This is a genomic window from Luteibacter aegosomaticola, assembly GCF_023078475.1.
GTDB classification, from domain to species: domain Bacteria; phylum Pseudomonadota; class Gammaproteobacteria; order Xanthomonadales; family Rhodanobacteraceae; genus Luteibacter; species Luteibacter aegosomaticola.
Window position 1 is genome coordinate 3,193,134 of record NZ_CP095741.1, and the last position, 25,681, is coordinate 3,218,814.

The 25,681-nt window shown below is 64.7% G+C and carries 21 protein-coding genes; 8 read left to right on the plus strand and 13 right to left on the minus strand.

Features of this window, described 5'->3' with window-relative positions:
- Positions 1-2: 2 nt before the first annotated feature.
- From L2Y96_RS14055 to pilH, 6 genes are all read left to right on the plus strand, one after another.
- On the plus strand, positions 3-2,852 hold the full coding sequence (locus L2Y96_RS14055; RefSeq protein WP_247327280.1) for a 2-oxoglutarate dehydrogenase E1 component: 2,850 nt from the start codon (positions 3-5) through the stop codon (positions 2,850-2,852).
- A 7-nt stretch (positions 2,853-2,859) separates the two neighbouring features.
- Positions 2,860-4,083, plus strand: coding sequence for a 2-oxoglutarate dehydrogenase complex dihydrolipoyllysine-residue succinyltransferase (odhB, locus tag L2Y96_RS14060; protein ID WP_247327282.1), 1,224 nt, complete (start codon positions 2,860-2,862; stop codon positions 4,081-4,083).
- A 114-nt stretch (positions 4,084-4,197) separates the two neighbouring features.
- Positions 4,198-5,625, plus strand: coding sequence for a dihydrolipoyl dehydrogenase (gene lpdA / locus L2Y96_RS14065; RefSeq protein WP_247327284.1), 1,428 nt, complete (start codon positions 4,198-4,200; stop codon positions 5,623-5,625).
- Positions 5,626-5,811: 186 nt separating this feature from the next.
- Positions 5,812-6,402, plus strand: coding sequence for an LOG family protein (locus tag L2Y96_RS14070; RefSeq protein ID WP_425492425.1), 591 nt, complete (start codon positions 5,812-5,814; stop codon positions 6,400-6,402).
- A gap of 137 nt (positions 6,403-6,539) precedes the next feature.
- Positions 6,540-7,532 carry an acrylyl-CoA reductase family protein gene (locus L2Y96_RS14075; RefSeq protein ID WP_247327301.1) on the plus strand — a complete coding sequence of 331 codons (993 nt, stop codon included), beginning with the start codon at positions 6,540-6,542 and terminating at the stop codon, positions 7,530-7,532.
- A 181-nt stretch (positions 7,533-7,713) separates the two neighbouring features.
- Complete coding sequence (pilH, locus tag L2Y96_RS14080) at positions 7,714-8,079, plus strand: twitching motility response regulator PilH (protein WP_247327304.1); 366 nt, start codon at positions 7,714-7,716, stop codon at positions 8,077-8,079.
- 242 nt (positions 8,080-8,321) lie between these two features.
- On the opposite strand, the gene L2Y96_RS14085 is transcribed toward pilH, so the two are convergent.
- Positions 8,322-9,242: a DnaJ C-terminal domain-containing protein gene (locus L2Y96_RS14085; protein ID WP_247327306.1), complete on the minus strand. Its 921-nt coding sequence runs from the start codon at positions 9,240-9,242 to the stop codon at positions 8,322-8,324.
- Between the two features lie 94 nt (positions 9,243-9,336).
- Positions 9,337-9,789: an Hsp20/alpha crystallin family protein gene (locus L2Y96_RS14090; RefSeq protein WP_247327309.1), complete on the minus strand. Its 453-nt coding sequence runs from the start codon at positions 9,787-9,789 to the stop codon at positions 9,337-9,339.
- A 267-nt stretch (positions 9,790-10,056) separates the two neighbouring features.
- Between L2Y96_RS14090 and L2Y96_RS14095 the strand changes: the two genes are divergently transcribed.
- Complete coding sequence (locus L2Y96_RS14095; protein WP_247327311.1) at positions 10,057-10,539, plus strand: peroxiredoxin; 483 nt, start codon at positions 10,057-10,059, stop codon at positions 10,537-10,539.
- A gap of 100 nt (positions 10,540-10,639) precedes the next feature.
- On the opposite strand, the gene gyrA is transcribed toward L2Y96_RS14095, so the two are convergent.
- The 6 genes from gyrA to L2Y96_RS14125 form a co-directional block, all read right to left on the minus strand.
- Positions 10,640-13,294 (minus strand): DNA gyrase subunit A, encoded by a 2,655-nt coding sequence (gyrA, locus tag L2Y96_RS14100; RefSeq protein WP_247327312.1) that lies wholly within the window; start codon positions 13,292-13,294, stop codon positions 10,640-10,642.
- A gap of 160 nt (positions 13,295-13,454) precedes the next feature.
- The gene (mtnA, locus tag L2Y96_RS14105; protein WP_425492426.1) at positions 13,455-14,462 is read right to left on the minus strand and encodes an S-methyl-5-thioribose-1-phosphate isomerase; all 1,008 of its coding nucleotides are present in this window, start codon (positions 14,460-14,462) and stop codon (positions 13,455-13,457) included.
- Between the two features lie 115 nt (positions 14,463-14,577).
- Positions 14,578-15,084, minus strand: a complete 507-nt coding sequence (locus tag L2Y96_RS14110; protein ID WP_247327318.1) for a DUF2165 family protein — start codon at positions 15,082-15,084, stop codon at positions 14,578-14,580.
- Entirely contained in the window at positions 15,066-16,133 is a 1,068-nt protein-coding gene (locus tag L2Y96_RS14115) for a class III poly(R)-hydroxyalkanoic acid synthase subunit PhaC (RefSeq protein ID WP_247327321.1), read from the minus strand. The genes L2Y96_RS14110 and L2Y96_RS14115 overlap by 19 nt, the downstream gene beginning before the upstream one ends.
- Positions 16,130-17,158, minus strand: coding sequence for a poly(R)-hydroxyalkanoic acid synthase subunit PhaE (locus L2Y96_RS14120; RefSeq protein WP_247327323.1), 1,029 nt, complete (start codon positions 17,156-17,158; stop codon positions 16,130-16,132). Before L2Y96_RS14120 ends, L2Y96_RS14115 begins: the two co-directional genes overlap by 4 nt.
- Before the next feature lie 27 nt (positions 17,159-17,185).
- Positions 17,186-17,758 (minus strand): TetR/AcrR family transcriptional regulator, encoded by a 573-nt coding sequence (locus L2Y96_RS14125; RefSeq protein ID WP_247327325.1) that lies wholly within the window; start codon positions 17,756-17,758, stop codon positions 17,186-17,188.
- A gap of 77 nt (positions 17,759-17,835) precedes the next feature.
- Between L2Y96_RS14125 and L2Y96_RS14130 the strand changes: the two genes are divergently transcribed.
- Entirely contained in the window at positions 17,836-18,585 is a 750-nt protein-coding gene (locus L2Y96_RS14130) for a glucose 1-dehydrogenase (RefSeq protein ID WP_247327328.1), read from the plus strand.
- A gap of 84 nt (positions 18,586-18,669) precedes the next feature.
- Here L2Y96_RS14130 and pnp read toward each other — a convergent pair whose 3' ends face one another.
- The 5 genes from pnp to infB form a co-directional block, all read right to left on the minus strand.
- On the minus strand, positions 18,670-20,775 hold the full coding sequence (gene pnp / locus L2Y96_RS14135) for a polyribonucleotide nucleotidyltransferase (protein ID WP_247327330.1): 2,106 nt from the start codon (positions 20,773-20,775) through the stop codon (positions 18,670-18,672).
- A gap of 30 nt (positions 20,776-20,805) precedes the next feature.
- Positions 20,806-21,075, minus strand: coding sequence for a 30S ribosomal protein S15 (gene rpsO, locus L2Y96_RS14140; protein WP_139983545.1), 270 nt, complete (start codon positions 21,073-21,075; stop codon positions 20,806-20,808).
- A 143-nt stretch (positions 21,076-21,218) separates the two neighbouring features.
- Positions 21,219-22,136, minus strand: a complete 918-nt coding sequence (gene truB, locus L2Y96_RS14145; protein ID WP_247327331.1) for a tRNA pseudouridine(55) synthase TruB — start codon at positions 22,134-22,136, stop codon at positions 21,219-21,221.
- Between the two features lie 119 nt (positions 22,137-22,255).
- Positions 22,256-22,633 carry a 30S ribosome-binding factor RbfA gene (rbfA, locus tag L2Y96_RS14150; RefSeq protein ID WP_247327333.1) on the minus strand — a complete coding sequence of 126 codons (378 nt, stop codon included), beginning with the start codon at positions 22,631-22,633 and terminating at the stop codon, positions 22,256-22,258.
- Between the two features lie 60 nt (positions 22,634-22,693).
- Complete coding sequence (gene infB, locus L2Y96_RS14155; RefSeq protein WP_247327335.1) at positions 22,694-25,645, minus strand: translation initiation factor IF-2; 2,952 nt, start codon at positions 25,643-25,645, stop codon at positions 22,694-22,696.
- Between the last annotated feature and the right edge of the window lie 36 nt (positions 25,646-25,681).

Genomic DNA, 25,681 nt, shown 5'->3' on the forward strand with positions numbered 1-25,681 from the left:
ACGTGAGCGCAAATCTGATCCGCGAGTTTTCCGAATCTTCCCAACTCGCCGGCGGCAACGCCGATTACGTAGAGCAAATCTACGAGGCGTGGCTTTCCGACTCCGGCAGCGTTCCCGCCGAATGGGATGCCTATTTCAAATCCTTCAAGGGCCGCGAGGCCGGTGATATCGCCCATTCCGGCGCCATTGCCCGCATCGAAGCCGCGCAGAAGCAGCGCCGCACCGCTGGCGCCACTGTCGCCGCCCCGGCCGACAACGCTTACGCGCAGAAGCAGGCCGGCGTGCTCCGCCTGCTCACCGCCTATCGCTCGCGCGGCCACCTCGCCGCCAAGCTCGACCCGCTCGGCCTCACCGCCCCGGATGTCGACGCTCCCGATCTCGGCCTGGCCTTCCACGGCCTTTCCGATGCCGACCTGAACACCGAATTCGATTGCGGCACCTTCGCCGGTGGCGGCCAGCGCATGGCCCTGCGCGATTTCTGGGCGAAGCTCAAGGCGATCTACACCGGCACCGTCGGCGCCGAGTTCATGTACATCTCCGACTACGACCAGCGCAGCTGGATCTACGCGCGCCTGGAAAAGGCTGCGGGTAATCCGGGCCTGCAGAAGGGCGAGAAGGTCCGCGTGCTCGAAGCGCTCACCGCGGCCGAAGGCCTCGAGCGTTACCTGCACACCAAGTACGTCGGCCAGAAGCGCTTCTCGCTCGAAGGCGGCGACAGCCTCATTCCCATGGTGGATGACGTGGTCCGCGCCGCCGGCGACAACGGCGTCAAGGAAGTCATCATCGGCATGGCCCATCGCGGCCGCCTGAACGTCCTCGTCAACATCCTCGGCAAGGCCCCCTCGCAGCTCTTCAACGAGTTCGAAGGCAAGTTCGAGCACGACGACAGCCCGATGCACACGGGCGACGTGAAGTACCACATGGGCTTCTCGGCCGATGTCAAAACCCCGAACGGTGGCGTGCACGTCGCGCTGGCGTTCAACCCTTCGCACCTGGAAATCGTCAACCCGGTGGTCGCCGGCTCGGTGCACGCCCGCCAGGGCCGCCGTCGCGATACCGCGCTCGAGAAGTCGCTGGCCCTGCTGATCCACGGCGACGCCGCCTTCGCGGGCCAGGGCGTCAACATGGAGCTGCTGCAGATGTCGCAGGCCCGTGGCTTCGCCATCGGCGGCACACTGCACATGGTGGTGAACAACCAGGTGGGCTTCACGACGTCCAAGCGTGAAGACTCCCGCTCCACCCTGTACTGCACCGACCTCGCCAAGATGGTCAACGCGCCGGTGTTCCACGTGAACGGCGACGATCCGGAAGCCGTCATCCAGGTCACCCGCCTGGCCTACGAGTTCCGCAAGCAGTTCAAAAAGGATGTGGTCATCGACCTCGTCTGCTACCGCCGCCACGGCCACAACGAGGCCGATGAGCCAGCAGCGACGCAGCCGCTGATGTACCAGATCATCCGCAAGCGCCCGACCACGCGTGATCTCTACGCGCAGGCGCTCGTGAAGGATTCGACCATCAGTGCCGACGACGGCCAGAAGATGCTCGACGATTACCGTGGCCGCCTGGAAAAGGGCGCCTCGCTGATCTCGATCGATCCGAACCCGACCCGCGACATCCCGGTCGACTGGACCCGCTTCATCGGCAATTCGCTGTCGATGGACGTGGACACCGGCGTGCCGCGCGAGAAGCTCGCCAAGGTGCTCGACACGATCCTCAACGTGCCGGCCAACGTCACCCTGCACGCCCGTGTCGCCAAGATCTACGACGACCGCCGCAAGATGGCGTCGGGCGAGCTCCCGGGTGACTGGGGCTTTGCCGAGAACCTTGCCTACGCCACGCTGATCGAGGAAGGCAACGACCTGCGCATCGTCGGCCAGGATGCCGGCCGCGGCACGTTCTTCCATCGCCACGCGGTGCTGCACGACCAGAACAGCGATGACACCTACATGCCGCTCGCCACGGTCCGTAAGGACGCCCGCGTCGACGTGATCGATTCGCTGCTCTCCGAAGAAGCCGTCATGGCCTTCGAGTACGGCGAAGCCACCACCTCGCCGGACCAGCTCACCATCTGGGAAGGCCAGTTCGGCGATTTCGCCAACGGCGCCCAGGTCGTGATCGACCAGTTCATCAGCTCGGGCGAAGCCAAGTGGGACCGCCTCTGCGGCCTCACCCTGCTCCTGCCCCACGGCCAGGAAGGCGCCGGCCCGGAGCATTCCTCCGCCCGCCTCGAGCGCTTCCTGCAGCTGTGCGCGCTCGACAACATGCAGGTCTGCGTGCCGACCACGCCGGCGCAGGCGTTCCACATGATCCGTCGCCAGCAGGTGCGCCCGGTACGCAAGCCGCTGATCGTCATGACGCCGAAGTCACTGCTGCGCCACAAGCTGGCCGTGTCCTCGCTGGATGAGCTGGCCAACGGCAAGTTCCAGCTGGTGATCGGCGAGCACCGCGACCTGCAGGCCAAGAAGGTCAAGCGCGTCGTGCTGTGCTCGGGCAAGGTCTACTACGACCTGCTCGAAGAAGCCGAGAAGAAGGGCATCACCGATGTCGCCATCGTGCGCGTCGAGCAGCTGTACCCGTTCCCGCGTCCGGAAGTCTCGCTCGAACTGGAAAAGTACCCCTCCGCGAAGGAAGTGGTCTGGTGCCAGGAAGAGCCGATGAACCAGGGCGCATGGTTCCAGATCCGTCACCACCTGCAGGCCTGCATCGGGTCGAAGCAGAGCCTGTCCTACGCTGGACGCTCGCGCTCGCCCTCGCCGGCCCCGGGCCATCTCAATACCTACCTCGCCGAACAGGCGGCCCTCGTCGAGCAAGCGCTCGTCGCGCCCGTCGGCACCGATCACGCAGCGGAGTAAGGCAAGCATGTCCATCGAAGTCAAAGTCCCGGTCCTGCCCGAGTCGGTCTCCGACGCGCTCATCGCCACCTGGCACAAGAAGGCCGGCGACGCGGTCAAGCGTGATGAAAACCTGCTGGACCTCGAAACCGACAAGGTCGTGCTCGAAGTCCCCTCGCCGGTCGACGGCGTGCTGAAGGAAATCAAGTTCGAGGAAGGCTCCACCGTCACCTCGAGCCAGGTCATCGCCGTGATCGAGGAAGGCGCCGCCGCTGCTGCGCCCGCCCCGGCCGCTGCTGCCCCGGCTGCTGCCCCGGCTGCTGCCGCTGCCGAAGCCCCCAAGGCCGAGAAGACCGACGCGCCGAAGGGCGTGGACGAGCTCTCGCCGGCCGGCCGCCGCGTGGCCGTCGAAGAAAACATCGATCCGTCCAAGGTCGCAGGTACCGGCCGCGATGGCCGCGTGACCAAGGAAGACCTGGTCAACGCCGGCAAGGGCGGTAGCGCCCCGGCAGCCGCCGCTTCGGCCCCGGCTGCCAAGCCGACCCCGGGTTCGCGTCCGGAAGAGCGCGTGCCGATGACCCGCATCCGCACCCGCATCGCCGAGCGCCTGATGCAGTCGAAGAACTCGATCGCGATGCTCACCTCGTTCAACGAAGTGAACCTCGCCGAGGTGGTGAAGCTGCGCAAGGCCCTGGGCGAGCAGTTCGAAAAGGCCAACGGCGTGAAGCTGGGCTTCATGAGCTTCTTCGTGAAGGCCGCGACCGAAGCGCTGAAGCGCTACCCGGTCATCAACGCCTCGGTCGATGGTTCGGACATCATCTACCACGGCTACCAGGACATCTCGATCGCCGTGTCGACCGAGAAGGGCCTCGTGACCCCGGTGCTGCGCGACGTGCAGGACATGTCGTTCGCGGATGTCGAGAAGGGCATCATCGGTTACGCCAAGAAGGCGCGTGACGGCAAGCTTGGCCTGGACGACCTCCAGGGCGGCACCTTCACCATCACCAACGGCGGCACCTTCGGTTCGCTGCTCTCCACCCCGATCGTGAACCCGCCGCAGAGCGCCATCCTGGGCATGCACACGATCAAGGAGCGCCCCATCGTCGAGAACGGCCAGGTCATCGCCGCCCCGATGATGTACCTCGCCCTGTCGTACGACCATCGCATCATCGATGGCAAGGACGCGGTGCTGTTCCTGGTCGATATCAAGAACCAGCTGGAAAACCCGCAGCGGATGCTGCTCGGCCTCTGATGGCCGGTTAAACGCCAGATGTGAAGGCGGGAGTCGAAAGACTCCCGTTTTCATGTAGCGACCCCATATTGGGTGGTAGCAAAACTACCGCCAGCAACATCCGGAGCAAGAGCTATGAGCGAGAAGTTCGACGTCATCGTCATCGGTGCCGGCCCCGCGGGCTATGTGGCCGCGATCCGCGCCGCGCAGCTGGGCCTGAAGACCGCCGTGGTCGACGCCTTCGTCGGCAAGGACGGCAAGGCAGCCCTCGGCGGCACCTGCCTCAACGTCGGTTGCATCCCGTCGAAGGCGCTGCTGGATTCGTCCAAGCAGTTCCACAACCTGACGCATAACTTCAAGGATCACGGCATCACGGTCGATAATCCGAAGATCGATATCGACACGTTCATCGGCCGCAAGGACAAGATCGTCAAGCAGTTCACCGGCGGCGTGACGATGCTGTTCAAGGCGAACAAGATCACCTCGTTCTTCGGCAAGGGCAAGCTGCTGAAGGGCAACAACGTCGAAGTCACCGGCAACGATGGCTCGGTGCAGACGATCTCCGCGACCAACGTCATCCTCGCCTCGGGCTCGGTGCCCATCGAACTGCCGTTCGCCAAGTTCGATGGCAAGCACATCATCGACAACGCCGGCGCGCTTGATCTCACCGCCGTGCCGAAGCGCATGGGCGTGATCGGCGCGGGCGTCATCGGCCTGGAGCTGGGCAGCGTGTGGAAGCGCCTCGGCGCCGAAGTCACCGTGCTCGAAGCCCTGCCGAAGTTCCTGCAGGTCGCCGACCAGGACATCGCCAAGATGGCCGCACGCGAGTTCGCCAAGCAGGGCCTCGATATCAAGGTCAACGCCAAGGTCACCTCGGCCGAAGTGAAGGGCGATGAAGTCCACGTCGGCTACACCGACAAGGACGGCGCCGCGCAGTCCATGGTCGTCGACAAGCTGCTGGTGGCCGTGGGCCGCCGCGCCTACACCGCCGGCCTGCTGGCCGACGACACGGGCGTGAAGCTCGACGAGCGCGGCCGCATCGTGGTCGACGAGCACAACCACACCGGCGTCGATGGCGTCTGGGCGATCGGCGATGCCGTCCGCGGCCCGATGCTCGCCCACAAGGGTTCGGAAGAAGGCGTCATGGTGGCCGAGCTCATCGCCGGCAAGCCGGGCCACGTCAACCTCGATACCGTGCCGTGGGTCATCTACACCGAGCCGGAAATCGCCTGGGTTGGCAAGACCGAAGAGCAGCTCAAGGAAGAAGGCATCCCCTACAAGACGGGTGCCTTCCCGTTCGCTGCCAACGGTCGCGCCGTCGCCATGAACGAAGGCATCGGCCAGGTGAAGATGATCGCCCACGCCGAAACCGACCGCATCCTTGGCGTGCACATGGTTGGTCCGGTCGTCTCCGAGCTGATCCACGAGTGCGTCGTGGCGATGGAGTTCAAGGGCTCGTCGGAAGATCTGGCCCGCATCGTCCACGCCCACCCGGCGCTGTCGGAAGTGGTGCACGAAGCGGCCCTCTCGGTCGACAAGCGCGCCATCCACAAGGGCAACTAAGCCTGCGTGAACAAAGCCCGCCCATGCGAGTAGCATGGGCGGGCTTTTTCGTTTCTAGCACGGTGTTTTTGTAGGAGCTCACCCTGTGAGCGACATCTCTCGCGACGACGCGGCAGGCCCTGCGGCTCTTTCGCGTACGGCGTCGCTCACAGGGTGAGCTCCTACAAGCACATCGGAGAATGCACCATGCGTGATATCAAAGCCCTTTGCGTCTACTGCGGCTCGAGCAGCGGCGGACGGCCGGAATACACCGAAGCGGCAAAAGCCTTCGGCACCCGCCTCGCAAAGGAAAACATCGCCCTCGTCTACGGCGGCGGCAAGGTCGGCCTGATGGGGACGGTAGCCGATGCGGTCATCGCCGCGGGCGGCAAGGTCATCGGCGTGATCCCGCGCCAGCTGGTCGAGAAGGAAGTGGCCCACGTCGGCCTGTCCGAGCTGCACGTCGTCGAGACCATGCACGAACGCAAGACGCGCATGTACGAACTCTCCGATGCCTTCGTCGCCCTGCCCGGCGGCTTCGGCACCATGGACGAAATGTTCGAGATGCTCACCTGGGCCCAGCTCGGCCTGCACACCTACCCTTGCGCCTTCCTCGACGTGCTCGGCTTCTACAAGGGTCTGGCCGCGAGCATGGACCACATGGTGGCCGAGGGCTTCGTGAAGTCCGTGCAGCGTGACCAGGTCTGGTTCGGCGACAGCATCGACGCCGTCTTCGACTGGATGAAGACCTACGAATCCACCTACACCCCCAAGTGGATCACCAAAGAGTCGGTATAAAGCACGCCCCACCGTAGGAGCCCACCCTGTGGGCGACGCCGTTCGCGGCAGTGCTACAGGGCCTGCAACGGTATCGCGAAAGATGTCGCCCACAGGGTGGGCTCCTACAACTCAGCAACTGGCGGGAGAAGCAGCCGATGCCATCCATGAAGGCTTTCCGAATCCACAACGACGACGCCGGCTACCGCGGCGCCATCGAAACCATGGACACCGACGCCCTTTCGCCCGGCGAGATCCTGGTCAAGGCCGAGTACTCCTCGGTGAACTACAAGGATGCGCTGGCCGGCACCGGCAAGGGCAAGATTCTCCGCCAGTACCCGCTTAACGGTGGCATCGACGTGGCTGGCACCGTGGTCGCCTCAGCCGACCCGGCGTTCCGCGAAGGCGATAAGGTGCTGGCGACCGGCAGCGGCCTCTCAGAGACGCGCGATGGCGGCTACGCGGAATACGCCCTCCTGCCAGCCGCCCTCACCATCCCCCTGCCCGCCACGCTGAGCACGCGCGAGGCGATGATCCTGGGCACGGCGGGCTTCACCGCAGCGCTGGCCCTGCTGCGCATGCTGGATAACCGCCAACGCCCGGAGATGGGCCCGATCGCCATCACCGGTGCCACGGGCGGCGTGGGCATGCTGGGCATCGACATCTTCACGCGCGCCGGTTTCACCGTGCACGCCGTGAGCGGCAAACCGGATCACTTCGATGTCCTGCGCGGCATCGGCGCGGCCGAATGCATCGATCGCCACCAGCTCGCCTTCAGCGGCAAGCCCATGGAGTCGGCGAAGTACGGCGGCATGCTGGATAACGTCGGCGGCAACATGCTGGCCGGGTTCCTCCCGCTCATCGCGCCTTACGGCAACGCCGCCATCTGCGGGCTGGCGGGCAGCCCTGAGCTGCCCACTACCGTCATGCCCTTCATCATCCGTGGCGTCAGCGTGCTGGGCGTGGCTTCGGCCGGCACGGCCCGCGACATCCGCGATGAGGTATGGCGCCGCCTGGGTGGTGACTGGAAGCCGCGCCACCTGGACACGATCTGCACGAAGGAAGTGGCCCTGGCCGATGTCGCCAGCGTCTTCGATACCATGCTTTCCGGCGGCTCCTTCGGCCGAACCCTGGTGAAGATCGCCGGATAAGTGCCTGCGCAGACAGGTTTCGGGCGTCACACCATTGATACAGGGCGGAGGGCCGGTAGAATGGGCCATCGCCAAAGGCTACACGCGCGACGGTTTAACGTCGCCGAAAGACACGCGGCGGCCGCTGGAATGCGGCCGCATCAAAGGAACATCATCGGGCAAAGCCCGGGGGAATCACTTAATGGCTCGTATCCTGATCGTCGACGATTCGCCGTCGCAGCTCCTGGGCATCAAGCGCATCGTTGAAAAGCTGGGCCATGAGGCGCTCACGGCTGAAGACGGCGCCGCCGGCGTCGAAGCCGCCAAGCGCGAACTTCCCGACCTGATCCTGATGGACGTGGTCATGCCGAACCTCAACGGGTTCCAGGCCACCCGCACCATCAGCAAGGAAGAAACCACCAAGCACATCCCCATCATCCTGGTGACCACCAAGGACCAGGACACCGACAAGGTATGGGGCCTCCGCCAGGGCGCGAGGGATTACGTGGTCAAGCCGATCAAGGAAGAAGAGCTGGTCAAAGCGCTCAAGACCCACCTGCCCGCCTGACCCCTCTCCCGAACGCACGCTCGCCGCAGGAGCCCACCCCGTGGGCGACACCGTTCGCCGTAACGCTGTAGGAGCCCACCCTGTGGGCGACGCCGTTCGCCGTAACGCTGTAGGAGCCCACCCTGTGGGCGACGCCGTTCGCGTTAACGCCGCAGGACCTGGGCGGTGAGGCGAAAGATGTCGCCCACAGGGTGGGCTCCTACGGCAGAGCTCCTCCGCCGTGGGCCACCCATCGAGCCCCATCAGCGGCGCGGATCGAAATCCTTGAATGCGTCTTTGAATTCCGCGTAAGCCGCTTGTTCTTCATGGGTTTCCGGCACAGGGACCCGAATTTCCAGCACCACGATCTGGTCGCCCGGCTCACTACCCGGCAGGCCACGCCCCTTCAGACGCAGCTTGCGGCCGGATTGCGTTCCGGCAGGGATACGCAGGTCCACCGCTCCACCCAGGGTCGGCACAGCCACGGTCGCGCCCAGTGCGGCCTCCCACGGCGAAATCGGCAGGGTGTGCGTCACGGTACGGCCATCGAGGCGGAACCGCGCGTCGTCACGAATGGCGATTTCCAGCAGCAGGTCGCCCGACGGACCGCCGCCGCTACCCGGATGCCCCTGCCCGCCAAGGCGGATGGTCTGGCCACTGCTGATGCCGGCCGGGATCTTCACTTCGAGCACGCGCTCGCCGCCCGACGAATCGTTCAGCACCACGCGCGTCTTGCCGCCGTTGTAGGCCGTCTGCAGGTCGGTCTCGATCTTCGCGTTGATATCGCGCCCACGGCGCGCCTGGGCCTGCTGCGAGCGGCCACGGGCACCGCCACCGCCGAACAGGCTTTCGAAAAAGTCGCTGAAATCGCCGCGGCCGGCACCACCGCCCATGTCGCCAAAATCGAAACCGCCACCGCCGCCCTGACCCCAGCCCGGCGGCGGCCGGAACTGCTCGCCCTGGCGGTAGCCGCCAGCGCGGAACTGATCGTACTGGCGACGCTTCTCCGGATCCTTGAGGGCCTCGTTGGCCTCATTCACCGCTTTGAACTTCTCTTCCGCACCCGCTTCCTTGTTCTTGTCCGGGTGGTACTTGCGCGCCAGCTTCCGATACGCCGCCTTGATCTCGGCGTCGGTGGCTTCGGGTTTTACCCCAAGAATCTCGTAGTAATCCTTGAACTCCACAGGCTCTCCCGCCGGGCTTGTGTCTGAATATGAAATGGAAAAGGCCCGCGGTGGTCCAAACCACCGCGGGCCATGCAGCCAAGCTTAGACCGAATCAGCCCGCGGCGTTGATCGCGATGCGGCGCGGTGCGCTTTCCGCCTTCTTCGGAATGCTGATTTCCAGCACGCCGTTGGCACCGGAGGCCGTGATGCCCTCGGCATCGGCACTCTCGGGCAGCGTGAAGCTGCGCTTGAAGGTGCCTGCCACGCGCTCAACGCGGGCGTACTTGCCTTCGGCCTCGCTGGCGTAGGCCGTGCGCTCGCCCTTGATGGAAAGGACGTTCTTGTCCATCTGGATCTCGATGCTATCCAGGGCCACGCCCGGGACATCGGCAAGGATCAGGAAGCGGCCGGCCTCTTCACGGATATCGACGCGCGGCGCCCACGCATTCTCGCTGGCAGCGACCGGCGCGGCGGCATCGCCCGCGAAGAAGTGATCGAACACATGGCGCAGTTCATTCCCAAACACCGGCGCACGGCGAAACGCTACATGACGAACCTGGTTCATCTGTCTGACTCCAATAAGGTTTTTCGGCCCCGCGGCCGTCTGGAATGAAAGATAGGTGCGCCCGCGACCGATTCAAGGGGCCTATAACGAAGCCATGCAGGAGTCCACCCTGTGGGCGACATCTTTCGCCCCACCGCCCAGGCCCTGCGCCCCATGTCCTGTGGCGTTACCGCGAACGGCGTCGCCCACAGGGTGGGCTCCTACCGGGGCGTAAGGGGAGCCGGGCCGTTACACTCGGGGAATTCCCACCACACGAGGCAGGCCCCTATGACCATCGCTGTCGGCGACAAGATCCCCGAGTCCACCGTCACCTACTTCCAGGACGGCATCCAGACCGCCTCCACGCTCGACCTCATGGGCACCGGCAAGGTCGTGCTGTTCGCGGTACCTGGCGCATTCACGCCCACGTGTTCGAACAAGCATCTGCCGGGCTACATCCAGCACATGGATGATTTCAGCCAGCGCGGCGTGAAGGTGTTCTGCGTCTCGGTGAACGATGCCTTCGTCATGGATGCCTGGGGCAAGGAGCGCGGCATCCCGGCGAACCTGCACCTGCTCGCTGATGGCAATGCGGCCTTTACCAAGGCACTGGGTCTTGAGCTCGATGGCACGAAGAACGGCATGGGCATCCGCGCCAAGCGCTTTGCCATGTACCTGGAAGATGGCGTCGTGAAGGTGCTGAACGTCGAGGCGCCGGGTGAGTTCAAGGTTTCGGCCGCGGAAGCCATGCTCGAAGCGATCGACGGCTGATAATCGCAGGCACCCGACGGTGCCGTGAACACCCCCTTTGTAGGAGCGCGCATCCGGGGCCGCAGCTAAAAAAAACCCGCCTTTCGGCGGGTTTTTTCTTTTACTCGTTATCGCCGTCGACCGGGCCGGATTCCACCGGCGGCAGATCTGCCGCGGCTTCCCCGCTCGTGATCTCGCCGGCGGGCACATCACCGCTGGTGATTTCGCCCTCGCCTTCCACCTCGGTTTCTTCCTCGGCTTCGAGGCGGACGACACCAATGAGGGTCTCGTCCTTCGGCAGCTTGATCAGCGTGACGCCCTGGGTGTTACGGCCAACCTGAGCCACTTCCGACACGCGGGTGCGCACGAGCGTGCCCTGGTCGGAGATGAGCATCAGCTGCTGGGTTTCGGTGACCTGCGTGGCAGCAACGAGGTTGCCGTTACGCTCGGAGCACTGGATACCGATGACGCCCTGCGTACCGCGACCCTTCTTCGGGAAATCCTCGAGCACGGTGCGCTTGCCGAAGCCACGCGCCGTGGCGGTGAGGATGTCACCGTCGCCGTGGGCCACGATAAGCGACACCACCGTGGCATCGTCGGCGAGCAGCATGCCGCGCACGCCGGTCGCGGTGCGGCCCATGGAGCGCACCTTGTTCTCGTCGAAGCGCACGACCTTGCCGTTCGAAGCAAACAGCAGCACGTCGCTTTCGCCGTTGGTCATGGCCACGTCGACCAGCGCATCGCCCTCGTCGAGGTTGATGGCGGCCTTGCCCTTCTGCAGCTGGAACGCGAACTCGGTGAGCGGGGTCTTCTTCACGGTGCCCTTGCGGGTGGCGAAGAACACGAAGCAGTTCGGGTCGTAATCGCGGATCGGCAGCACGGCCTGGACCTTCTCGCCCTCACCCAGCGGCAGCAGGTTCACGATGGGCTTGCCACGCGCCCCCGGGCCGGCTTCCGGCATCTGGTACACCTTGAGCCAGTAAACACGACCGGTGCTGGTGAAGGTGAGCAGCGTGTCGTGGGTGTTCACCACCCACAGCTGCTGCACGACGTCTTCGTCCTTCAGTGCCGACGCCGAACGGCCCTTGCCGCCACGCTTCTGCGCGCGGTACAGGCTGGCGGCCTGGCGCTTGATGTAACCCGTGTGCGAGAGCGTGACCACGACGTCTTCCGGCGCGATCAGGTCGAGGACGTTCAGGTCTTCCTGCGAATGCTGGATTTCCGTACGACGCTCATCACCGTAATCGGCACGGACCTGCTCCAGCTCGCCGCGGATGACCTCAAGCAGCACCGCCGGGTTTTCCAGGATCTCGATGAGGCCACGGATGGTCTCGAGGATATCGCGGTACTCGTCGCTGAGCTTGTCCTGCTCCAGGCCGGTGAGGCGGTGCAGGCGCATCTGCAGGATTTCGGTGGCCTGGATCTCCGACAGCTGGTAGCCGTCGGGGCGCAGGCCATCGCGCGGATCCATGTCTTCCGGACGCGACGCCTCGGCACCAGAGGCCGAGAGCAGCGCCTGGACCATGCCCGGCTCCCACTTGCGGGCGACCATGCGCTCGCGGGCTTCCTGCGACGACGACGAGGTGCGGATCAGCTCAATCATCTCGTCGATGTTGGCCAGCGCGACCGTGAGGCCTTCGAGGATGTGGGCGCGCGAACGGGCCTTGCGCAGTTCGAAAATGGTACGGCGGGTGACGACTTCGCGACGATGACGGATGAACGCTTCAAGGATGTCCTTGAGGTTCAGCAGCTTCGGCTGGCCATCGAGCAGGGCCACCATGTTGATACCGAAGGTGACCTGCAGCTGAGTCTGCTGGAACAGGTTGTTCAGCACCACGTCGGCCATGGCATCGCGGCGGATCTCGATGACCACGCGCATGCCGTCCTTGTCGGACTCGTCGCGCAGCTCCGAGATGCCCTCGAGCTTCTTTTCCTTGACCAGCTCGGCGATCTTCTCGATCAGGCGAGCCTTGTTCACCTGGTACGGCAGCTCGTGGACGATGATCGTCTCGCGGCCGTTGGCTTCGGTTTCGATCTCGGCACGCGCGCGGACCAGGATGCGGCCACGGCCGGTGCGGTACGCCTCGATGATGCCGGACGAGCCATTGATGATGCCCGCGGTCGGGAAATCCGGACCCGGGATGTGCGTCATGAGTTCATCGACGCCGAGCGAGGGTTCTTCGATCAGCGCCAGCACGGCGTTGATGACCTCGGTCATGTTGTGCGGCGGGATATTGGTGGCCATACCCACCGCAATGCCCGCGGAACCGTTGACGAGCAGGTTCGGCACGCGGGTGGGCAACACCAGCGGCTCGCTTTCGCTTTCGTCGTAGTTCGGCCCGAAATCGACCGTTTCCTTATCGATATCGGCGAGCAGCTCATGGGTGAGCTTCGCCATGCGCACTTCGGTGTATCGCATGGCCGCGGCGTTATCGCCATCGACCGAACCGAAGTTACCCTGGCCGTCGACCAGCATGTAGCGCAGCGAGAACGGCTGGGCCATGCGGACGATGGTGTCGTAAACCGACGCATCACCATGCGGATGGTATTTACCGATGACGTCACCGACGACGCGCGCGGATTTCTTGTATGCCTTGTTCCACGAGTTGCCCAGTTCGTTCATGGCGAACAGGACGCGGCGGTGCACGGGCTTCAGGCCATCGCGTACATCGGGCAGTGCGCGCCCGACGATGACGCTCATCGCGTAGTCGAGATAGCTCTGGCGCATCTCGTCTTCGATGTTGACGCGGATGACTTCTTTGGCGAGTTCTGCCATCAATCGGCTTCCTGGGTGTCCGTGTGAATGCCCCCGCCGACCATGGTTTCCGCCCTCAGGGCGGCACGGTCGGCTCAACCCCTCGATGATAACACAACGGGTGTCGAAATGACAGCTAAAAAAGCCGTAAAATCAATGGCTTACAGGGGTGTTTTGGCGGTCACGGAAACATGATCCGCATCTGTTCTTCATCGGGCTTCAGGATGACGCCGCGCTCGGTCACGATGGCATCGATCAGGTCGGCCGGGGTGACGTCGAAAACGGGGTTCCAGGCTTCTGCACCCTCGATCACCGTACGGGTGCCGCTCACCGAAAGCAGCTCGGTGGCGTCGCGCAATTCGATCTCGATATCGTCGCCGGAGGCTGTGGCCATATCCACCGTGGTGGACGGTGCCACGACCATGAACTTCACGCCATGGTGGCGCGCGGCAATGGCCAGCTGGTAGGTACCGATCTTGTTGGCCGTATCGCCATTGGCGGCGATGCGGTCAGCGCCGACGATGACCCACTTCACCTTGCCATCCTTCATGAGGTGCGAGGCAGCGGAATCAGCGATGAGCTTGGCCGGGATGCCGTCACGGACCAGCTCCCACATGGTGAGGCGCGCACCCTGCTGCCAGGGACGGGTTTCACCCGCGAACACCTGCTCGATGCGGCCAGCTTCCACGCCGGCGCGAATCACGCCAAGCGCCGTGCCGTAACCGGCCGTAGCGAGCGAACCGGTATTGCAGTGGGTCATGACATGCGAGCCCGCCTCGATCAGGGCAGCGCCCAGTTCGCCCATGTGACGGTTGGCAGCGAGATCTTCATCCTGGATCGCCTGCGCCTCGGCCTCGAGCGCCGCCGCATCGGCACCCGCGTCGACGCGCGCCTTCATGCGATCCAGTGCCCACATGAGATTGACCGCCGTTGGGCGGGCGGCACGCAGCGTCGCCATCGCCTTTGCGAGATCTTCCCCACCCTTCGCTGCCAGCACCACACCCCACGCGGCCGCGATGCCAATGGCGGGCGCACCACGCACCGCCAGGTCACGAATGGCCCGGGTGACGTCATCCGAGTTCACGCTATCGAACCAGATTTCTTCCGCCGGAAGACGGCGCTGGTCGAGCAGGCGGAGGCGGTCGCCGAGCCATTGCACGGCGCGGATGGAGTCGTGGGAAGTGGTCATATTCATACCGGTGATTATACGGACCCCTGTAGGAGCGCGCTTGCGCGCGATGGGGTTGGCCTCAGTTCAAATGATTCCGGCGCCGTCGCAATCCGGATCGCGTGCAAGCGCGCTCCTACAGGTCGGCATCGGGCTGGTTGACGAAGATGAGGACGCCCAACAGGGCCATGTAAAAGCGGAACGCACCTTCCTGGCCGTTCCAGGTCTTCGATTGCCACATGGCGAACCATTCGCCACCGACCACCATGAACCCGAAAAACCAGACCAGGAAGCCGATGGCGCACCCCGCAGCCACGAAGCGCTTTGCAGCCTGAAACACCGGACCCGGTAGCCGGCGCGAATGCCAGAGCTCATAGCCACCCAGCAGGAGAAGCACAGCCGTCGCGCCCTCCCCTGCGATGATCATCAGATAGCCCGCGTGCCATGCCCACGGTGCATGAATGGCACGCCCCATGAGTGCATTACCCGGGAACGTGGTGTCCATCGAGAGGACGTGCTGGACGAAGCTGAAGTTCGACCCATAGTCGATCAGGTTATCGACCGCCACCACGAGCGCAAAAGCGGCCAGCGCCAACACCATGGCCAGCTTGGCCATGCGCACGATCATCGTGCGGCGAGCCACTCATGGATCGCGGGCGGGACCAGCTTTTGCGCACGACCGGAAACATAGATGCCAATGTGGCCACCGGGAAACGGCAATACTGTGTAGTCCTTGCTACCGACCACGTCCTTCAACGGCAGGGAAGCCGCTGGCGGCACCAGGTGATCCTGCTCGGCGTAGATATTCAGCACGGGCTGGGTGATCGTGCCAAGGTCGATGACCTTGCCGCCCACGGTGGCCTTGCCCTGGATCAACAGGTTCTTCTGGAAAAAATCACGGGTGAACTGACGGAAGGTTTCGCCGGCCTGGTCGGGTGAATCGAAGATCCACTTCTCCATACGAAGGAAGTTTTCCACTTCCTTCGGGTTGTCCAGGATGTCGACCATCGCCACGTACTTCTGCTGGTTAAGCCGCAGCGGCTTCAGCGTGAGGTAGGCGAAGTTCATCAGGTCAGCCGGCACGTTGCCGATCGTGTCGACGAACAGGTCGATATCGACGTTACGCGCCCAGTGGGAAAGCATGTTGTCCGGCGTGTGGAAATCCACCGGCGTCACCATGGTGATCAGGTTCTTGACCTTGTCGCCGTGCAGCGCTGCGTAGCACAGCGAAAACACACCGCCCTGGCAGATGCCGAGCAGGTTGATCGCGTCCAGCGCGTGACGGCGGCGGATCACATCGACGCAACGGTCGAGGTAACCATCAATGTAGTCTTCGAGCGTGAGCCAGCGATCAGCACCATCGGGGTAACCCCAATCGATGAGGTACACATCCTCGCCCTGCTCCAGCAGGTTACGCACCATCGAGCGGTCTTCCTGAAGATCGACCATCCAGGGCGTATTGACCAGTGCATAGCAGATCAACAACGGCACTTTCGCAGAGGGCTTCTTCGTGCCTTTGAAGTGCCAGAGCGTGAGCTTATCTTCCGTATAGACGGCCTCGCGCGGCGTCGTACCCAACTCAATCGGGCCAACGTTCTTCAACGTTTCCATCCCCGCTTCCACCTTGCGGCGGAATGCCTCGACTTCCGCACGCGCGCGCTCGGGATCGATATGGAACGGATTGGCGCTCATCGCGTCTTACCTCGTGCCACCTTTTTTGGGGCAACCTTCTTCGCGGCAGCTTTCTTGCCCGCAGCGTTCTTGGCCACCGCGCTTTTCTTCGTTGCGCCACTCTTCGTCGCGACCTTCCTGGCCGAAACCTTCTTCACCGCAGCCCTTGCAGGAGCGGCCTTGGCGCCGACATCTTTTCGCGATGCGCCAGAGCGCCTTTCCGCGGCACCCGGCGCGCCGCGCAGCGCGGCGACCTCAGCCCTCAAGACCTCCACCTCGGTGGCCAGCCCCTGCATCTGCCGCAATTCACGACGCACCGCCTGCAGGCGCTCACCCAGGCTATCGACTTCACGACGCGTCGGCAGCCCGGCCTGCACGGCGAAACGCTCAACCTGGCGCTGTTGCAGCACTTTCAGGTGCATCTGCGCGTTCACCAGCGCGGCATACACCTCGCGAAATTCTTCCGACATCGCCGCCTGGGCGTAGCTCTCTTCGGAGAAGTTCACCCAGCGGTCGTAGACGGTGCGGAGGCTGTCCGCATCGGTGGGCATGCCCTGCGAACGCATGGTGTCGCCCGCCCGATCCTGCACGCGCTGGAGCAGCGCCTGGTAGCGCGCATATTGCTGGGCGTAATCGATCCACGCACGCAACAGAGCCTGCTGCTCTTCCTGCTGCTCGCGCGTCAGGCCAAGTGCGGGCATGGAAAGGGTTTCCCTCGCCACGCGTGCCCACTCGTCGAAGCCATCGGAACCCGGTGCCGCACCCGGCGGCGGGCCGTAGCCAAACGGCGCGAAGCCTTCAGCCGGGCCGGGCTGGCCGAAGGGAGGCGTGCCGTGGGCAAAGGGTGTTGCAGGCGATTCACCACTGGTGAAAGCGCGCATCCAGTCGCCGAAGCCGCCAAGGCCGGCGAACAGCCGCCCGACGATATCGGCCGACGGCGCCTCCGTGGGCGCCGCGCCAGGATCGAATTGCTTGGCCCACGCCTCCACGCCCTGACGCACGAAAGCCTGGTACTGGTCGATGAAATCGTTCGGTTTGTCAGCCATGGGCCTATGGTACGGCACGGCGCTCTCCTACAGAGTCGCTATGCCGCCCAGGAAGATGCCGACCAGGTGGGGAATACGCGCGGCGGGCGAGCCGCCCTGCTCCACGGCGAGCGACACGGCGGTGACGACGCAGACAATGTCGTCGAACGTCACATCCTGGCGTACCGCTCCGGACTGCTGAGCGCGCAGCAGCAGACGCTGGCCTTCCGCGCCACTGGCGTGGCAGCCGGGCGTACCACTGTGAAGCACGGCGCCGAGCGACGTCGCGAGGCCGCGGTAGTGACTGGCGTGGTGAACCAGGGCAATGACGAAAGCACGTATCGCTTCGAGCGGCTCATGAGTGGCATCTCGCGCCCGGCTGGCATCGGCCAGGGCAAGCAGACGGGCGTCGCTCAACGCCGCCAGCAACGCTTCGCGCGTAGGGAAACGGCGATACAGCGTGCCGATACCGACCTTGGCTCGCTTGGCCACGTCATCCAGCGAGGCATCCGCACCCCGCTCACCAAAGACCTCCTCAGCCGCGGCAAGGATGCGCTCGCGGTTGCGCGCAGCGTCGGCGCGCAGCGGCGGATCGTCTGTCGGGGGCTGTGGGGTCGTCATCGGCGGGCTCACTTGTAAAGTGGATGATGCCTCCATATTCTAAGTGGAGCAATTCTCCACTTATCAAAGGATCTCCCGTGAGCAAGCGTTTTGAAGGCAAGGTTGTCGTGGTCACCGGCGGAAGCGAGGGCATTGGTCTGGCGACCGCCAAGCGGTTTGCCACCGAGGGCGCGCACGTCTACATCACCGGGCGGCGGCAGGAGGCCCTGGATACGGCCACCAAGGCGATCGGGCATGGCGCCATCGGCATCCAGGGTGATGCATCGAGCGTGGCCGACCTGGACTCCCTCTACGATCGCGTCCGCGCCGACCACGGCAAGGTGGATGTGGTGTTTGCCAACGCAGGTACCGCTGAGGTCAACCCGCGACCACTCGGCGAGATCGATGAAGAAGCCTTCGATCGCCTGTTCGGCCTGAACGTTCGCGGCCTGCTGTTCTCCGTACAGAAGGCCCTGCCCCTGCTGAGCGACGGTGGCGCAATCGTTCTCAACGGCTCGGTCGCCGGCAGCAAGGGCTTTCCCGGCCAGTCGCTGTACAACGCGACCAAGGCGGCCGTGCGCTCGTTTGCGCGAAGCTGGACCGCCGACCTCGCGCCCCGCGGCATTCGGGTGAACGTGGTGGCGCCCGGCGGCACCGAGACCAAGATGATGCGCAACTTCCTGGATGAGCGCCCGGGAGTGGAAGACATGCTGCAGCAACTAGTGCCGCTGGCGCGACTGGGTGAGCCGGATGAAGTGGCGAGCGCCGTGTTGTTCCTTGCCTCGGACGAAAGCCGCTACATCGCGGGCGCGGAGTTGTTTGTCGATGGCGGCTCCGTCGCCGTCTAAGCACCCGCTGCCCTTTTTTCGTTACGCAAACAAAAAGCCCGGCGCATCGCTGCGCCGGGCTTTTTGTTGTTACCGGGGCGGTGATCAGCCCGCGGCGTTTTCTTCTTCGGTGACAGCCTTCATCGACAGGCGGATGCGGCCCTGCTTGTCGACTTCGAGGACCTTGACCTTGACGATGTCGCCTTCCTTCAGCTTGTCGGAGACCTTCTCGACGCGCTCGCTCGAAATCTGCGAGACGTGCACGAGACCGTCCTTGCCCGGCATGATGGTGACGAATGCGCCGAAGTCCATCAGCTTCGCAACCTTGCCTTCGTAGATGCGGCCCGGCTCGACGTCGGAGACGATCTGCTCGATGCGCTTACGGGCGGCTTCGGCTGCCTCACGATTGACCGAGGCGATCACGACGTTGCCGTCGTCCGTGATGTCGATGGTAGTGCCGGTCTCTTCGGTGATCGAGCGGATGGTGGCGCCGCCCTTGCCGATGACTTCGCGGATCTTGTCCGGATGGATCTTGATGGTGAGCAGGCGCGGGGCGTACTCGCTCATTTCCGAACGGGCTTCGGTGATGCACTTGGCCATTTCGCCGAGGATGTGCAGGCGACCGCGCTTGGCCTGGGCCAGCGCCGTGCGCATGATCTCTTCGGTGATGCCGTCGACCTTGATGTCCATCTGCAGCGCGGACACGCCATCGGCGGTACCGGCCACCTTGAAGTCCATGTCGCCGAGGTGATCTTCATCACCCAGGATGTCGGAGAGCACGACGAAGTCGTTGCCTTCCTTCACCAGGCCCATGGCGATACCGGCGACCGGCGACTTCAGCGGGACGCCCGCATCCATCATGGCCAGCGACGAACCGCAGACCGAAGCCATCGACGAGGAACCGTTCGACTCGGTGATTTCCGAGACGACGCGGACGACGTACGGGAACTCTTCGATCGTCGGCTTGACGGCCTGCACGCCGCGCTTGGCGAGACGGCCGTGACCGACTTCGCGACGCTTCGGGCTGCCGACGCGGCCGGTTTCGCCCACCGAGAACGGAGGGAAGTTGTAGTGGAACAGGAACGTATCCTTCCACTCGCCTTCCGGCGCGTCGATGATCTGCGAATCGCGGGTGGTGCCGAGCGTGGCAACGACCAGCGCCTGCGTCTCACCGCGGGTGAAGAGCGCCGAGCCGTGGGTGCGCGGCAGCACGCCGACGCGGACGGTGATCGGGCGGACGTCATCGAGCTGGCGACCGTCGATGCGGACCTTCGTGCTGAGCACGCCGTCACGCAGGGTGCGGTACTCGACTTCGCCGAAAGCGTTGCCGATGTCGCCATCGGTCCAGCCATTGACTTCGGCGTCGGCGGCGATGGCCGTCTTCACGTCGCCCTTGAGCGCGCTGATGACGTCGCGGCGAGCCAGCTTGTCGCGGATCTGGAAGGCTTCGGCGAAGCGGTTGCCGACGGCGGCCTTGACCGCGTCGTACAGGGCCGTCTTCGGCGCCGGGGCTTCCCACTTGAACGACTTGGCACCGGCTTCGGCGACGAAGGCGTTGATCGTGTCGATCGCGACCTGCATCTGCTGGTGGCCGAAGACCACCGAGCCGAGCATGACGTCTTCGCTGAGGAGCTTGGCTTCCGACTCCACCATCATCACGGCGCTGGAGGTACCGGCCACGACGAGGTCGAGGTCCGAGGTCTTCAGCTGCGAAGCGGTCGGGTTCAGGATGTACTGGCCGTTGGCGTAACCAACGCGCGCGGCACCGATCGGGCCCTTGAAGGGCACGCCGGCGAGCGACATGGCAGCCGAGGCACCGATGAGCGCCGGGATGTCACCGTCGACTTCCGGGTTCAGCGACACAACCTGTGCGATGACCTGGATTTCGTTGCGGAACTCTTCCGGGAACAGCGGACGGAGCGGACGATCGATAAGACGCGAGGTGAGCGTCTCCTTCTCGGTCGGGCGGCCTTCGCGCTTGAAGAAGCCACCCGGGATGCGACCCGCGGAGTAGAACTTCTCCATGTAGTCGACCGTGAGCGGGAAGAAGTCCTGGCCTTCGCGGGCCTTCGGAGCGGCGACAACGGTCACCAGGACGACAGTGCCGCCCATGCTGACCATGACCGCACCGGACGCCTGGCGGGCGATTTCGCCCGTCTCCAGCGTGACTTCGTGACTACCGTACTGGAATGACTTGGTTACTTTCGCCACTTCGTTGTCTCCTCGTCCTGATCCGGTGATTTAGCGGCGCAGGCCGAGGCGTTCGATAAGGGTCTGGTAGCGAGCGAGATCGCTCTTCTTGAGGTAGGCCAGCAGCGTCTTGCGCTTGTTGACCATCTTCAGCAGACCGCGACGCGAGTGGTGGTCCTGCTTGTGCGCCTGGAAGTGATCCTGCAGCGCGGTGATGTTCGCGGACAGCAGCGCGACCTGGACTTCGGTCGAGCCGGTGTCGTTATCCTTGCGACCGTAGTCCTTGATGATCTGGCTGGTCTGTTCGACGGTGAGCGACATGTGTATCGATTCCTTAAAAAAGCGGATGCGAGACTTGCGCAACCTCAACGGCCACCGATGAAGTTGCGCAAGCCTCGCTTTGATGAAAGCTATTAAACGAGCACGTAATTGTAACGTCCTGCGCGTAGCGGCAACAAGCCCGGTCAGACCGCCGGCAGGTTGAAGCCCCTGAGAACCCTCAAAATACCGTCTTCGCCGGTTTCTCCCAGGGCCATCAGGCGGCCATCGGCACCCCAGACGCCACAACGGCCCGCGATCGCGGCTGCACCAAGCGGCACGGGCTGGCCGAAGCCGAGCACCCGGGTCTGCTCTGGATCGAGTTCCACCCGGGGAATATGTGCCAACCCAGCATCGACGGGTAGCAGGCAGGCGTCGAGCGGATCCGGGCCGGATTCCGCCGCTTCGCGAAGCTCATCGAGCGTGACCATGGCGGGCGCCATGAACGGTTCGACCCACAGGCGGCGCAGACCCGTCAGGTGAGCCCCGCAACCCAGGTTCGCACCGAGATCCACCGCGAGGCTACGCACATACGTACCTGAACCGCACTCGACGTGAAGCCTGAGGGTATCCCCTGCCCGCTCGATCACGTCCAGGCGGTAGACATCCACCTCGCGCGAGGGCACATCGACCACTTCGCCGCGCCGGGCGCGCACGTAGAGCGGGACGCCGTCCTGCTTGATGGCGGAATACGCCGGGGGAATCTGGGTAATCCGGCCACGCAGCGGCGCCAGCGCAGCCTCGACGAGCGCGTCGTCGAGAGCCGGCACGGGCCGGGTCTCGACGATCTCACCCTCAAGATCGGCCGTGGTCGTGGTCGCGCCGAGCTTTACCTCGGCCTCGTAGGCCTTCCGGGAGCCCAGCAGCCAGCCGGCGATCTTGGTGGCTTCGCCGAAACACAGCGGCAGCAGGCCGGTGGCGAGAGGGTCGAGGCTGCCGGTATGGCCACCCTTGGCGGCACCCACGAGACGACGTGCCGTCTGCAGGGCCTGGTTGGAACTCAGGCCGAGCGGCTTGTCGAGCAGGAGGATGCCGTGGATATCACGGAAGGAACGACGGTTCATAAATAGGGAGAGCGCAACTTGTAGGAGCCCACCCTGTGGGCGACGCCTTTCGCCGATGAGCCACAGGCCCTGCAGCGCCACCGCGAAAGATGTCGCCCACAGGGTGGGCTCCTACGGATTTATTCGGCTTCGTCGTCGGCCGGGGCCGGGGGCACCGGGTTTTCGCGCAGCAGCGTTTCGATGCGCTCGCCGCGGTCGACGGATTCGTCGTACTTGAAGCGCAGTTCGGGCACGCGGCGCAGGCGCATGGAGCGCGAGAGTTCACGACGGAATTCTTTCGCCAGCTCCTTGAGCGCCTTCACGGCTTCGGCCGACTTTTCAGGCATCAACGCCGTGACCCAGACGGTCGCGACATCGAGATCCTTAGTGGTTTCCACATCGGAAACGCTGACCGACGGTAGCGCGTGGTCGCGCACGGCGGCATGCACCAACAGGCCGATTTCGCGGCGCAGCTCGGCAGAGACGCGGTCGGTTCGCTTGAAATCACGGGACGGCATATCCGCCTCCTATAAACGAGAAAAGCCTCCCCGGCGAACCGGGGAGGCAGGGTCTTCCAATTACAGCGTGCGGGGCACTTCGATGCGCTCGAAGCACTCGATCTGGTCGCCCACCTTCACGTCGTTGTACTGCTTCACCGCGATACCGCACTCGGTGCCGTTGCGGACTTCGTCCACCAGCTCCTTGAAGCGGCGCAGCGATTCCAGTTCACCCTGGAATACCACGACGTTGTCGCGCAGGACGCGGATCGGCTTGGAGCGCTTGACGATGCCTTCGATGATCATGCAGCCAGCGACCGCGCCGAACTTCGACGAACGGAACACGTCGCGAACCTGCGCGATACCGATGATCTCTTCGCGCACTTCCATGCCGAGGAGACCCGAAGCAGCCTGCTTCACCTGGTCGATGACGTCGTAGATGATCGAGAAGTAACGGACATCGAGGCCCGCCGTATCGATCACCTTGCGTGCCGAGGCATCGGCACGGACGTTGAAGCCGATGACCAGCGCCTTCGAGGCGGCAGCCAGCTGGGCTTCGGATTCGGTGATGCCACCGACGCCCGACGAGATGACGTTCACCTTGACGCGATCGTTGCCGATCTGGGTGAGCGAATCGCGCAGTGCTTCGACCGAACCCTGCACATCGGCCTTGACCAGGATGTTGAGGGTCTGCTGGCCTTCGCCCTGGCCCATCTGGGCCATGATGTCTTCCAGGCGGTTCGACTTGGTCACCAGGCGGGTCTCGCGACGCTTCTGCTGACGCTCGGCGGCCACCTGGCGAGCCAGGCGCTCGTCTTCGACAGCGACGAAGTCGTCACCCGATTCCGGCACGCCCGACAGACCCAGCACCTGCACGGGGATGGACGGACCGGCTTCGTTGACCTGCTTGCCGGTTTCGTCGATCAGCGCGCGCATGCGGCCGTATTCCACGCCGCAGACGACGAAATCGCCCTTCTTCAGCGTGCCCTGCTGGACCAGTACCGTCGCGACCGGGCCGCGGCCACGATCGAGGCTGGATTCGATCACGACACCCGAGGCGCGGCCATCGGCTACAGCCTTGAGTTCCATGACTTCGGCCTGGATCGAGATCGCGTCGAGAAGGTCGTCGATGCCCATGCCCGTCTTCGCGGACACCGGCACGAACGGCGTATCGCCACCCCACTCTTCCGGGATGACCTCGAGGTTACCGAGGCCCTGCTTGACGTGGTCGACGTTGGTGTCCGACTTGTCCATCTTGGTGAGCGCGACGATGAGCGGCACCTTGGCGGCGCGCGCATGCTTCACGGCTTCGACCGTCTGCGGCATGACACCGTCATCGCCGGCCACGACCAGCACCACGATATCGGTGGACTGCGCACCGCGCGCACGCATGGCGGTAAACGCCGCGTGGCCCGGGGTATCCAGGAACGTGATGACGCCGCGGCTGGTTTCGACGTGGTATGCGCCGATGTGCTGCGTGATGCCACCGGCTTCGCCCGACGCGACCTTGGTGCGACGGATGTAGTCGAGCAGCGAGGTCTTGCCGTGGTCGACGTGACCCATGATCGTGACGACCGGCGGACGCGTGACCTTGTCGCCCTCGAGCTCGGCCGTGGTGTGCAGGACCAGCGCCGCTTCCGCGTCGTTGTCGGTCGCACGCACCGGGTTATGGCCCAGCTCTTCAATGACGAGTGCCGCGGTGTCGTGGTCGATCGTCTGGTTGATGGTCGCCATGACGCCCATCTTGAACAGCGCCTTCACTACCTCGGCGCCCTTCACGGCCATCTTCTGGGCGAGATCGGCGACGAGGTTGTTCTCACCGATGGACACGTCGCGGACGACGGCAGCGGTCGGACGCGTGAAGCCGTGCGGACCGCTGGACGCGGCGGAACCGCGCGACGGCTCGGAACGGCCACCACGACCCGGCTTGCCACGACCACCCTTGCCACTGGAACGGCGGGCACGGTCGGCATCGGACAGATGCATTTCGCCACCGGCGAAGCGCTTGCCACCGGCATCGCGATCACCACCGCGGCCGTTGCCAGCACCTGCACCGGCGCCACCACCACCGCCATGCTTCGGACGCGCGTTGCCACGGGTATCGTTGGCAGCGGCGACAGCACCGGGCGACGGACGCGCGGCACCGGCGGCCGGCGCGGCCGGACGAGCGGCAGGCGCGGCCGGGCGTGCCGCGACGGGCGCGGGTGCCGGAGCCGGCGGCGGTGTCGGCTTGGAAACAATGCGCTCACGCTTACGCGGCTCGTGGATGCGCGGCAGGATCATGCCGAGCGAGCGCGTGTCGAGCTTGGCCGTCTGGTGGCCCAGCTGGTCGTCGCCCGCAGCGGCCGGCGCGGCCTCCGGGGCAGCAGCAGGAGCGGCAGGCTCGGCAGCCTGCGGCGCAACCGGCTGCGATGCAGCAGGCTGTTCCGCGGCAGCGGCAGCGGCGGCGCGCGAGGCTTCTTCGGCGCGTGCGCGTTCAGCCGCGGCAGCAGCCTCGGCCTGGCGGCGAGCTTCGACAGCAGCCTCTTCCTGGCGACGTGCTTCAGCTTCCGCTTCGCGACGCTCGGTTTCAGCCTGCTCACGACGCTCGGCTTCTTCGCGGCGTTCGTTCTCTTCGTGCTCGCGCTGGGCCTGCGATTCGGCCAGCTTGCGCGCAGCCTCTTCACGCTCGTTGTCGACCGGTGCGTCGTCGCCGATCGCGCCGCGCTTCACGTAGGTACGCTTGGCGCGCACTTCCACGTTCACGGTCTTCGCCGGGCCGGCACCACGCCCCGAGCCCGAGCTGACCTTCAGCTCGCCTACGGTGCGGCGCTTGAGCGTGATCTGGCGAGGCGAGCTGTCTTCGGCTTCCGGAGCCGGCTCGTTCTTGCCATGCGTACGGCGCAGGAAGCCCAGCAGCTTCACCTTCTCGGTGCTGCTGATGATCTGCTCCGCCGTGGAGAAATTCATTCCGGCCTCGCCAAGCTGCCCAAGCAGCTTGTCGACCGGCATACCCAGTACCTGGGCGAGTTGTTTAATAGTGACGTCCGACATCGTTCTTCATTCTCCGCCGTTCCCGCGCGTTACCCG

Excerpts from the sequence above, each read along its gene's own strand:
- odhB (WP_247327282.1), top strand. The coding sequence starts at position 2,860 with ATGTCCATCGAAGTCAAAGTCCCGGTCCTGCCCGAGTCGGTCTCCGAC.
- lpdA (WP_247327284.1), top strand. The coding sequence starts at position 4,198 with ATGAGCGAGAAGTTCGACGTCATCGTCATCGGTGCCGGCCCCGCGGGC.
- L2Y96_RS14070 (WP_425492425.1), top strand. The coding sequence starts at position 5,812 with ATGCGTGATATCAAAGCCCTTTGCGTCTACTGCGGCTCGAGCAGCGGC.
- L2Y96_RS14075 (WP_247327301.1), top strand. The coding sequence starts at position 6,540 with ATGCCATCCATGAAGGCTTTCCGAATCCACAACGACGACGCCGGCTAC.
- pilH (WP_247327304.1), top strand. The coding sequence starts at position 7,714 with ATGGCTCGTATCCTGATCGTCGACGATTCGCCGTCGCAGCTCCTGGGC.
- L2Y96_RS14090 (WP_247327309.1), bottom strand. The coding sequence starts at position 9,789 with ATGAACCAGGTTCGTCATGTAGCGTTTCGCCGTGCGCCGGTGTTTGGG.
- L2Y96_RS14095 (WP_247327311.1), top strand. The coding sequence starts at position 10,057 with ATGACCATCGCTGTCGGCGACAAGATCCCCGAGTCCACCGTCACCTAC.
- gyrA (WP_247327312.1), bottom strand. The coding sequence starts at position 13,294 with ATGGCAGAACTCGCCAAAGAAGTCATCCGCGTCAACATCGAAGACGAG.
- mtnA (WP_425492426.1), bottom strand. The coding sequence starts at position 14,462 with ATGACCACTTCCCACGACTCCATCCGCGCCGTGCAATGGCTCGGCGAC.
- L2Y96_RS14115 (WP_247327321.1), bottom strand. The coding sequence starts at position 16,133 with ATGAGCGCCAATCCGTTCCATATCGATCCCGAGCGCGCGCGTGCGGAA.
- L2Y96_RS14120 (WP_247327323.1), bottom strand. The coding sequence starts at position 17,158 with ATGGCTGACAAACCGAACGATTTCATCGACCAGTACCAGGCTTTCGTG.
- L2Y96_RS14125 (WP_247327325.1), bottom strand. The coding sequence starts at position 17,758 with ATGACGACCCCACAGCCCCCGACAGACGATCCGCCGCTGCGCGCCGAC.
- rpsO (WP_139983545.1), bottom strand. The coding sequence starts at position 21,075 with ATGTCGCTCACCGTCGAACAGACCAGCCAGATCATCAAGGACTACGGT.
- truB (WP_247327331.1), bottom strand. The coding sequence starts at position 22,136 with ATGAACCGTCGTTCCTTCCGTGATATCCACGGCATCCTCCTGCTCGAC.
- rbfA (WP_247327333.1), bottom strand. The coding sequence starts at position 22,633 with ATGCCGTCCCGTGATTTCAAGCGAACCGACCGCGTCTCTGCCGAGCTG.
- infB (WP_247327335.1), bottom strand. The coding sequence starts at position 25,645 with ATGTCGGACGTCACTATTAAACAACTCGCCCAGGTACTGGGTATGCCG.